This is a genomic window from Streptomyces sp. NPDC058231, from assembly GCF_042882275.1.
Lineage (GTDB): Bacteria > Actinomycetota > Actinomycetes > Streptomycetales > Streptomycetaceae > Streptomyces.
In genome coordinates, this window is sequence record NZ_JBHVWN010000125.1 from 1 (window position 1) to 9079 (window position 9079).

The following is a 9079-nucleotide window of genomic DNA, read 5'->3' on the forward strand; positions in this document are numbered from 1 at the left end:
GCCACCCCCGCAACTACCTGGCATTCCTCGGCCTCGCCGCCACCCTCTGCTGCTACAAACGTCTCCTCCGACTCACCACATAGGACACCGTCTTATGCGCCGCAGCCCCGTTCCGCCGTGGCCGCCGGGCGGGTCTCTCCCGGGCGCCGACAGCCGTCCACCGGTACCTGCCCGACGGCCACGTACCCGGGGACCCGGCCGCCCGACCCCTGCGGAACTCCGGTCCGCCACGGCGGTGGGCATCCCTTGCGGCCGCTCCTGCGAGGGCTGTGGCAACAACGCCCGCCCCTCTGTCGCCTCCTGCCTGCCCCCGCTGCCGCGTCCACACAGGTCACCGGATGCGCGGGCACGGCCGGGGTCGTGACATCCCCTCAGCTGCTTGGCCCTGCACGAGAGTCGAAGAGGCGGGACGCGGTCGGCACGGCTGCTGCGGGGACGGTTGTGGGGCCAGAGCCGGCAGAACCCCGCGGTGGCGCCGGCGGTGTGCTCGCCGGCGGTGGCCTGATCGATCCGTTCCTGGAGGGCGAAGGGGTCTTCCGCGAGGCCGAGGTCGTATTCGGTGTGTCCGGTCCAGGGGACGGGTGCGCCGTACAGGAGGTCATGGACCCAGGCGGTGCAGGCGGCCGAGCCGCTGCGGCGGAACGACCGGGTGAGTTCCAGGTGGTGGTGGTCCCGGCCATGTCCTGGGCGGTCATGCGGATCTCGTCGACGGTGGTGCCGTCGTCGGGCCGGATGGCCTGTCGCTCGTCGAGGAAGATGACGGCCGGTGGAACCTTCCTCACCAGCGCGGTCAGGTCCGGCGGCAGCCCGTGCGCGCCGCCCTGCTTAATCCGCTGCGCCTCGTCGATGACGAGCGCGCCCGCCCGCTGGGCCGGTGCCGCAGGGAGCCGGCCGTGGGGAGCCGGCCAGTTCCTCGGGCGGGGCGGACAGGATGCCGGGCTGACGTCGCCACGCTGCCGATGTTGGACGGGCTGTCTCGCTGGGGGCGTGTCGACCGGCGCCGCGGGGGACAGCGGGACCGAGGCGCACAGTGCCAGCTGCCCTCGCCGGCGCCCGACCTGCGAGACGGCGCGGAGAGCGAGGCGAGATGTACGGGTTCCAGCATGGTCGGTTACGAGCCGCCCGCGCCCGGTGGCGCCTGGGGCGTCCGCTCGCACCGGATGAGCGCCGACAGCGCAGACACAGAGAGTGAACCCCTATGCCAAGACCCAGAGGCGGACTCCGCCTCGTAGCGGCGGTACCCGTCGTGCTGGCCGGCCTGTTGGCCGGCACCCTGCAGGCGGCCGCCGCCCCCACCCCGGAGCCGGCCGCGTCCGGCGCCGCGACGGACACTCCCTGGAGCGATTCGAAGGGCGCCGGCGCGCCCGAGCGCCGGCCCGACGCCGCGGAGGCCGGCATACCCGAGAAGGAGCGCGACGCCGCGCTCGGCCCGGGCTGGCGCACCTCGCGGGACCGGATGTGGACCACCACCGGGGACGCCCAGGGCCTGCACCTGCTGGTCGCCGACGAGCGGTCCGGGTACGCCTGGCGGACGGCCGCCACTCTCGCTGAGCCCGGCTTCGACACCGACGCCTGGATCGGCAACGCCTGCGTGACCGCCTCCGGCGAACGGGCCGTGGTGGTCTACGCGCCCCGCACCTTCACCAACAAGGCGGAACTCTTCGCACGCGGCGCTTTCGCCGCCGTGGTCGACCTCACCACGGGTGACGTCACCAAGCTCCGGCGACAGGTCAGCCTGGCCTACTACAACCCCGGCTGCGGCGCCGGTGAGGAGGCCGTGCTCACGCAGAGCGGCGGCGAGGACAAGTCCTCCACCCGGCTCCTGCGCGTCGACGCCGCGACCGGTAAGGTCGCCGCACCCGTCCGGGTCACCGGACAGCTCACCTCCGCCGTCCCCGCGGGCGGCGGACGCATCGTGGCCGCCGACACCTCCCGTGTCGTCTCCGTCTCCGCCGACGGCAGTCGCTCGACCCTGGCCGCCACCGACGCCGTGCCCTTCCGGCTCACCCCCGACCAGGACGGCGGCCTCACCTTCCTGGACCGCTCCGGTGACCAGGCCACCGCACGGCACCTGACCGCCGGGCAGCTGAAGTCCCCTGACTCCCGGCGCAAGGCCACGCCGCTGGGGCACGGCAAGCTCGACGCCGTCGACGTGACCCGTTCCGCCGACGGCCGGGTGTACCTCACCGGCGCCCAGCGCGGTGTCAACGCCGGCGCCCTGCCCAAGGCGGTCCGGCTGCTCGACGCCCCCCAGGGGGCCCGCGTCTCCACCAAGGGCCGGGCCGTCATCACCAGCACCGCCTGGAGTGACGGCAAGGACTCCCGGGTGACCGTCGAGGAGGCGGCCAAGCCCCGCCCCGTCACCCTCGGCGTCAGCCTGCCCGCCCGCAAGCGCACGATGACCTTCGTCGTCGACCCCGCCGCGGTCGTCGGCGCCGACGCCGAGCAGGGCGTGGCGCCCACGCCCGGCCTGGGCACGGGCGCAAGGAAGAAGAAGGCCCAAGCGGCGAGCGGCCTCGCCGCGGCCGCCTCGCCGAGCGACCCGGTCGAGGACGAGCGGTACTGCTCCGTCCCGCGCAACGACCCGCGTAACCAGGCGATGCAGCCCAAGCCGCGCCAGGTCGAATGGGCCGTCGACCAGGCCATCATGGGCACGCTGAACGCCAAAGCGTCGCGCCCCGCCAACTGGAAGAACCTCGGCATGCCGGCGTACGCGCCGCAGACCCTCTTCCCGAAGAAGGCACTCGTCGAGGGCGACCACGTCCCGGCGCAGGTGATGCTCGGCGTCACCGCCCAGGAGTCCAACATGTGGCAGGCGGCCCGCTTCGCCGTCCCGGGCGTCACCGCCAACCCGCTCATCGGCAACTACTACGGGCTCGATATCTACAACAGCAGCAGTGCCGACGACTGGGACATCAACTGGGCTGACGCCGACTGCGGTTACGGCATCACGCAGGTGACCGACCACATGCGTCTCGCGGGCAAGGAGAAGGGACCTTCCGACACCGCCTGGGCCTACCAGACCCAGCGTGCCGTCGCCCTGGACTACGCGGCGAACGTCGCGGCCGGCCTGCAGATCCTCACCGACAAGTGGAACCAGACCCGCAGCGCCGGAATGAAGATCAACGACGGCGACGCGACCAAGATCGAGAACTGGTTCTTCGCACTCTGGGCCTACAACTCGGGCTTCTACCCGCAGGCCGACAGCGGCAGTAACAGCGGCGCCTGGGGCGTGGGATGGGCCAACAACCCGGCCAACCCGGAGTACCCCGCCAACCGTGCCTCCTTCATGGACACCACCTACGCCGACGCCGCCCACCCGCAGGACTGGCCCTACCCGGAGAAGGTGATCGGCTTCGCAGGCCACCCGCCGGAGCTGCTGGAGGCCCCCGACACCCCCGTCTCCGCCTACCGTGCGGCCTGGTGGAACGGTGACGCCGTCACCGGCCCGCTCAACCGCGCCAACGCCAAGCCGCCCGTCAACCAGTTCTGCGACGCGAACAACGACTGTGAACCGGGCAAGTCGTACACCCCCAACGCCCCCGAGGTGGCAGGCGCCAAGGCCGGTCCCTGCGCGCACAAGAACGCATCCGGCCAGTACGACCTGAAGTGCTGGTACCACCAGAGCAGCACCTGGAAGAGCGACTGCTCCTACTCCTGCGGCAACGAGCTCGTCCGCTTCGACAGCACCTACGACGAACAGGCAGACGGCACCCCGTACCCGCCCAACTGCTCCACCTCGGGCCTCCCGTCGGGCGCCCTAGTCATCGACGACCTCCCGGACGGCACACCGTCCATCCGGCCCAACTGCACCACACCCACCACCAACCAGGGCACGTTCGCCCTCAACTTCGCCGCCGACTCCAACGGCCTCTACCCCTCGAAGATCGACTTCCACCAGCTGGGAGCGGGCTACGGCGGCCACTTCTCCTTCACCCACACCCGCCAGGCGAACGCCGAAGGTGGCAAGATGAAGGTCACCGGCACCTGGACCCTCAACAAGACGCTCAACCAGCCGGCCCGCGTCCTGGTCCACCTGCCCGACCACGGGGCACAGACCCAACTCGCCCAGTACGACGTCACCACCAAGAACGGCGTGCGCTCCCGCGTCGTCCGGCAGCCGGGCAACGGCAACCGGTGGGTCTCCATCGGCGCCTTCATGTTCGACAACGTCCCCAAGGTCACCCTCAGCTCCGTGACATCCGACGGCACCGGGGATGAGGACATCGCCTTCGACGCCGTCGCCTTCGTACCCATCACCGGCACCTACGTGGAGCGCAGCGTCGACGCCGTGGCCCTCTTCGACGAGGACCAGAACATCGACACCTCCGCCCCGGCGTCCTGGATCGGCGGACCGCTCACCGGCCGCCAGAACCTCTACGACTGGGCGATGGACCTCACCGGCCGCATCACCTCCCTGCCCTCGTGCACCGCGGGCCCCACCACCGGGTGCGTGATGCCCGCGACGAAGAGTGCCATGACCGCCTGGCGCTCCCAGGTGACGGCCGCCGGCACCGACCCGGTCAACCACCCCGACGGCACCAGCGAGGCCACCTGGGTAGGGTTCGCCAACCCGTACACCGACCGGCCGACCAGTTCCACCAAGCCGACCTGGTTCGACACCGACGACAACTCCTACAAGATCCGCTCCCGGACGACCGTGTCGTTCGTCAAGGACGCCGCAGGCACCGTCATCCCGGGCAGCGAGTACGTCGACTACGGAAACCGCACGGGCAACACGCACCTGCCGAAGTTCATGCTGGACACCTTCTCCGCGCTCGCCACGGACTACGGCATCGCCAAGCCCGACCTGCGCTACTCGGTGAAGAACCTCAACCAGCACGACAACAAGAACCACGCCGCCGACCCCCTGGCCACCGGCGTCCTGCCGGGCCGCTCCTACGCCTACGCCGGGAAGAAGCCGACCGTGGTGAAGGACGACGACACCCCGGTCGACACCGGAGGCACCTGCGTGGCCACCCTGTACACGTCCGGCGGCTCCATCGGCTACCGGCCCATGCTGAGCGCCGACGCGCCCAAGCAGAACGTCGACAACTGGCAGCAGGCGGCCGACAACGACAGCCGGGTACCGGACTCCGTAGCCGAACTGGCCCACGGTATCTGGTCCAACTTCTTCCAGACCGAACTGCTCTCCCCCCTGGTCGGCACAGCCTTCGGCCAAGCGCCGCCCATCTGGCAGGAACTGAGCCTGAAAGTCTGCGCCGACGGATCGGTACGCAAGGTCAGCGGGCGCCCCTACCTGCGCTCCAGCCACATGCCCGACCAGTACCTCTACCTGGACGGCAAGGCCATGAACCTGGACGGCACCGTCGGCAGCGCGGCGCCCGTCATCAAGGGCGACTTCCAGGACTTCAGCAAGATCCCCGACCCGAACCAGGACTATCCGCTCTGGCCCAACCCCTTCGGGCCGTGCAACTTCGCCACCGACCAAAGCGGCAACCCCTGGGACATCACGGCACCGGCATCCGCCGGAACCGACCCCTCTCCGGCACACTTCTGCCTCGACAAGAGCATCCCGCTCGACGCCGGCTACAGCAGCTACTGACCGCCTGTCCCCCATGGGACCCTGACCCACCACCGGCCGGCCGCCACCGCGCGGCCGGCCGGCCCCCTTTTCCGTCTGGAGACCGCCCGGCACATGGGACTCATCCTGCTCGTCCTGGTCATCGCCCTCCTCTGGTTCCTGCTCGCGCTGCTCCCGCTGCGCCGCCGCACCGCCCAGCTCGTGTTCAGCTCCGCCCACCTGGCTGCCACGGTTGCCCTGGTGGTCGCGGCGGACCGGTCCTCGCCGGGTCAGCCCGCCCTGTGGGTGCTCCTGTTCGGCCCCGGGGGGCTGGTCTCGCTGGTGCGTCTGGGCCGGGCGATCATGGGCGCGGCCGGGCCGGGGCGCGGCAAGGACGCGCCGCCGGACTGAGCGTTGCAGCACCCGGCCGTGCCGGCCCTGCTGGAGCGGTTCGGGTCGTCGACCCAGTCTCGACCTGCACCTGGGCGGGCCGGTTGCTCAGATCCCGTTGAGCAGTGTGTCGGTGCAATGGTTCATGATCGTGCCGCTGCCCGAGTAGCGTGCCACCTCCAGTCCAAGGTTGTAGAGCCCGTCGCTGTAGCTGGCCGTGCCGGCCCAGGCATGGCTCGTGGCGTAGCCGGTGGTGACTTTGTGCCATGGCCAGGTGAGGAGTGTGTTGACCTGATTCCTGCCTATGATGCGCACCTCGACAGACCCCTGCGGCGCCCCGGGTCCGCCACGGCGGTGGGCATCCCCTTGGGGCCGCTCCTGCGACGGCTGTGGCAACAACGCCCGCCACTCTGTCGCCTCCCGCCCGCCCCGCTGCCGCGTCCACACAGGTCACCGGATGCGCGGGCACGGCCGGGGTCGTGACATCCCCTCAGCCGCTCGGTCCTGCACGAGAGTCGAAGAGGCGGGATGCGGTCGGCACGGCTGCTGCGGGGACCGGGGCGGCAGCTGCCCCGGCTGCGCGCCTGCAGGGCCTTTGTGCTGTCCGCGGCTCGGCGGGCGGCCGGCGTGAGATGCCTGGCCGCCGTTGATCAAGTATGCGTTAGCGTCAGGACCTGCCGTGCTGTTGTCGCGGTGGTGGTTGTTCCAGGGAGGAGACAAGGAATGCAGACGGCGTTCGATCAGTCCGAGCGGCGGGCCTGGGCGGGGCAGGCCGACGCCTATGCGGCGAGTTTCGCCAAGCTCTGCGCGTATCCGGTGCCAAGGCTCCTCGACGCTGCCGATGTTCGGCAGGGAGCACGAATCCTCGATGCGGGGACAGGCACGGGCGCTGCCGCCGCGGCTGCGTGTGAGCGGGGAGCGAAGGTGACGGCGGTCGATGCCGAACCTGGCATGGTCGCACAGGCAGCGCTGACGGCCCCGGAAGCCGACGTGCGACTCGCTGCGCTGCCCCACCTGCCGTTCGCCGACGACGAGTTCGATGCCGCGGTCGGCAACTTCGTCCTCAACCACGTCGGTCGGCCTCGGGACGCCCTGAAGGAACTGCGCCGGGTGACACGCCCAGGCGGGCGGATAGCCGTCACCATCTGGGCGGTTCCCGCCGCCTCAGGGCAGGCTCTGCTGGGTAGGGCTGTCCAGGCGGCGGGCGTCACCCGTCCCGCTCACCTGCCGGCCCTCGCTCCCGAAGAGGACTTTCCGCGCACTGAAGAGGGCTTCGCCGCGTTGCTGGGCGAGGCGGGTCTTACGGACGCCGTCTGCGGTACCTTGTCCTGGGCCCATCGGACAACTGCCGAAGAGTGGTGGAGCGGACCGGCTGCCGGAGTGGCGAAGATCGGGCAGACCGTGACAAGCCAGGATCCGACCGTCATCGCTGAGATCAAGGACCACTTCGAGTCGCTGTGCACGGAGTTCACCGGTCCCGATGGTGTGTTGATGTTGCCTCATGCGGCCTTGATGGCACACGGCCAGGCGTGACATCGCCTTCCCCGGGCTGGAGGCAGGCGGGCCCGCCGCTCGCGCCTTCCACGACCGCGAAGGACACCTCGACGTCCCCCGGCGCCACCCCGCACACCTCGACGGCAAACCCGTACGCGACGGACAATGGATCAGCAACGCCCGACGCCGCAAAGACCGCCCGCCCGCCGACCGCCTCCACGCACTCGACGCTCTCGACATGCGCGGGCAGACGCGACCGGCGGAGCACGGGGTGCTGCCGGACTCTCCAGGTCTGCCGGTCGGTCCCCACAGCAGCGCCAAGGCCCTTTTCGTGTCCTGCAGGGCAGACAGAAGGGGTGACGGATCTACTGCCCTACCTGCTGGGCAGCGGTCCGGTGGCAGGGGATACGGCAGCTGGCCCCGACGGCCCCGAACGCTCCGCGGGGGGCACCCTGGGCCCCTGCGCCCGAGAGCGCGGCGAGGACGAGGACCGACAGCGGGCTGCTGCGGGACGGGCGCGGGATCTCGGATGATCACGGTCGGTACCGCGCACAGGCCATGCTGTCAGTGGCCTCGTCTATTTTTGTGGGCAGTCAAGGAGGTGCGTTCTGCGGAGGAGCAGCCGATGGTGGGGGAGAACGAGGAAGTAGCGTTGTCAGGGTCCAGCAGCTTGCGGGCGCCGGCGTGACCGGCCTGGACCGGAGCCTCTATCGCCTGTGTGCTGACATCGATGGCGACTGGAGTTTCGATGGCGGCCAACTGATCGGCCTACTGCGCGCAATGCCCACCTCTACCCGGGTCCTGCTGCTGCGGCGGATGACCGATGGGCTGGAGGAGACGGCCGTGCACGACCCGGGTCACTGCCGGGGCCTCGCGTCGCTGATCGTCCTGGTGGCACACGGTCTGCCCGCCGAGCAACTGGCCGCCGGGCGCGAGCCTCTGATGGCCATGGCTGCCACAGAGATGACACTGTGGAGGGCTGGCGACTGACCTGCCTGGTCGAGGTGGAGCAGGCGGCGGGGCGAACATTGCCCGATCCTGTGGTCGCCACGGTCCGCAGGACCGGTTGAGCTACGTCACCACGCCGGAAGCCGAACTCCCATATTCGCAAGGGGCGTACGGGCGTCCATACCCTCCACGCTCATTTGGGTCTTTACACCGAAGTACCGGCGCGGACCGTTCACCGACCGACGAGATCCTTCGGCGCTGCGAGGAAGTCATGCGGTCCGTGTGTGCGGACTTCGAAACCGAGCTGGTCGAGTTCAACGGCGAACGCGACCACGTCCACGTTCTCGTGCACTACCCGCCCAAGGTGTCCATCTCCAAGCTGGTGGGCTCTCTCAAAGGCGTCTTCGCCCGCAGGCTCCGCCAGGAATACCCCGACCACATCCGCACGTACCTGTGGGGCGCACACTTCTGGTCACTCTCATACTTCTACTTCGCGGCGAGCTGTGGCGGAGCGCCGTTGTCTGTCATCAAGGAATACATCGAACAGCAGAGACGTCCGTCGTGACCTGCGGGTCAGAGCAGTCCAGAGAAGCGATTCCTCCCGGGGCTGAAGCCCCGGGGTTCCTCGCTAGTGCCGGATCAAGCAACGTTTGCCCTGTCGACGACGGCGCGTAGGTGCCGGTCGTCGGCGTGGCGGTTTCGCCAGATGATGTAGCGGCGGAT

At 70.1% G+C, this 9079-nt stretch carries 7 protein-coding genes and 2 pseudogenes; 6 read left to right on the forward strand and 3 right to left on the reverse strand.

Annotated elements, in window-relative coordinates:
• Window positions 1-72: 72 nt before the first annotated feature.
• Window positions 73-660, reverse strand: coding sequence for a DNA/RNA helicase domain-containing protein (locus ACFVXE_RS38010; RefSeq protein ID WP_389678282.1), 588 nt, complete (start codon window positions 658-660; stop codon window positions 73-75).
• A gap of 538 nt (window positions 661-1198) precedes the next feature.
• Here ACFVXE_RS38010 and ACFVXE_RS38015 point away from each other — a divergent pair.
• Window positions 1199-5566, forward strand: a complete 4368-nt coding sequence (locus ACFVXE_RS38015; RefSeq protein WP_389678272.1) for a hypothetical protein — start codon at window positions 1199-1201, stop codon at window positions 5564-5566.
• Between the two features lie 93 nt (window positions 5567-5659).
• Window positions 5660-5935, forward strand: a complete 276-nt coding sequence (locus tag ACFVXE_RS38020; protein ID WP_389678274.1) for a hypothetical protein — start codon at window positions 5660-5662, stop codon at window positions 5933-5935.
• An 87-nt stretch (window positions 5936-6022) separates the two neighbouring features.
• On the opposite strand, the gene ACFVXE_RS38025 is transcribed toward ACFVXE_RS38020, so the two are convergent.
• A complete protein-coding gene (locus tag ACFVXE_RS38025) occupies window positions 6023-6229 on the reverse strand; it encodes a hypothetical protein (RefSeq protein ID WP_389678276.1) in 207 nt (68 codons plus the stop codon).
• Window positions 6230-6637: 408 nt separating this feature from the next.
• Here ACFVXE_RS38025 and ACFVXE_RS38030 point away from each other — a divergent pair, with 408 nt between their 5' ends.
• From ACFVXE_RS38030 to tnpA, 4 genes and pseudogenes are all read left to right on the forward strand, one after another.
• Entirely contained in the window at window positions 6638-7447 is an 810-nt protein-coding gene (locus ACFVXE_RS38030; RefSeq protein WP_389678278.1) for a class I SAM-dependent methyltransferase, read from the forward strand.
• Between the two features lie 16 nt (window positions 7448-7463).
• Complete coding sequence (locus ACFVXE_RS38035) at window positions 7464-8096, forward strand: helicase associated domain-containing protein (protein WP_389678284.1); 633 nt, start codon at window positions 7464-7466, stop codon at window positions 8094-8096.
• Window positions 8093-8398 (forward strand): hypothetical protein, encoded by a 306-nt coding sequence (locus tag ACFVXE_RS38040; RefSeq protein WP_389678280.1) that lies wholly within the window; start codon window positions 8093-8095, stop codon window positions 8396-8398. The genes ACFVXE_RS38035 and ACFVXE_RS38040 overlap by 4 nt, the downstream gene beginning before the upstream one ends.
• A 113-nt stretch (window positions 8399-8511) precedes the next feature.
• Window positions 8512-8921 (forward strand): annotated as a pseudogene (gene tnpA, locus ACFVXE_RS38045) (IS200/IS605 family transposase).
• Between the two features lie 74 nt (window positions 8922-8995).
• Here the strand turns inward: tnpA and ACFVXE_RS38050 are convergent.
• A pseudogene (locus ACFVXE_RS38050) lies at window positions 8996-9079 on the reverse strand (transposase); the annotation flags it as partial.

Bases quoted from the DNA above. Each gene is read 5' to 3' on its own strand.
- ACFVXE_RS38020 (WP_389678274.1), top strand. From the start codon at position 5,660: ATGGGACTCATCCTGCTCGTCCTGGTCATCGCCCTCCTCTGGTTCCTG.
- ACFVXE_RS38030 (WP_389678278.1), top strand. From the start codon at position 6,638: ATGCAGACGGCGTTCGATCAGTCCGAGCGGCGGGCCTGGGCGGGGCAG.
- ACFVXE_RS38015 (WP_389678272.1), top strand. From the start codon at position 1,199: ATGCCAAGACCCAGAGGCGGACTCCGCCTCGTAGCGGCGGTACCCGTC.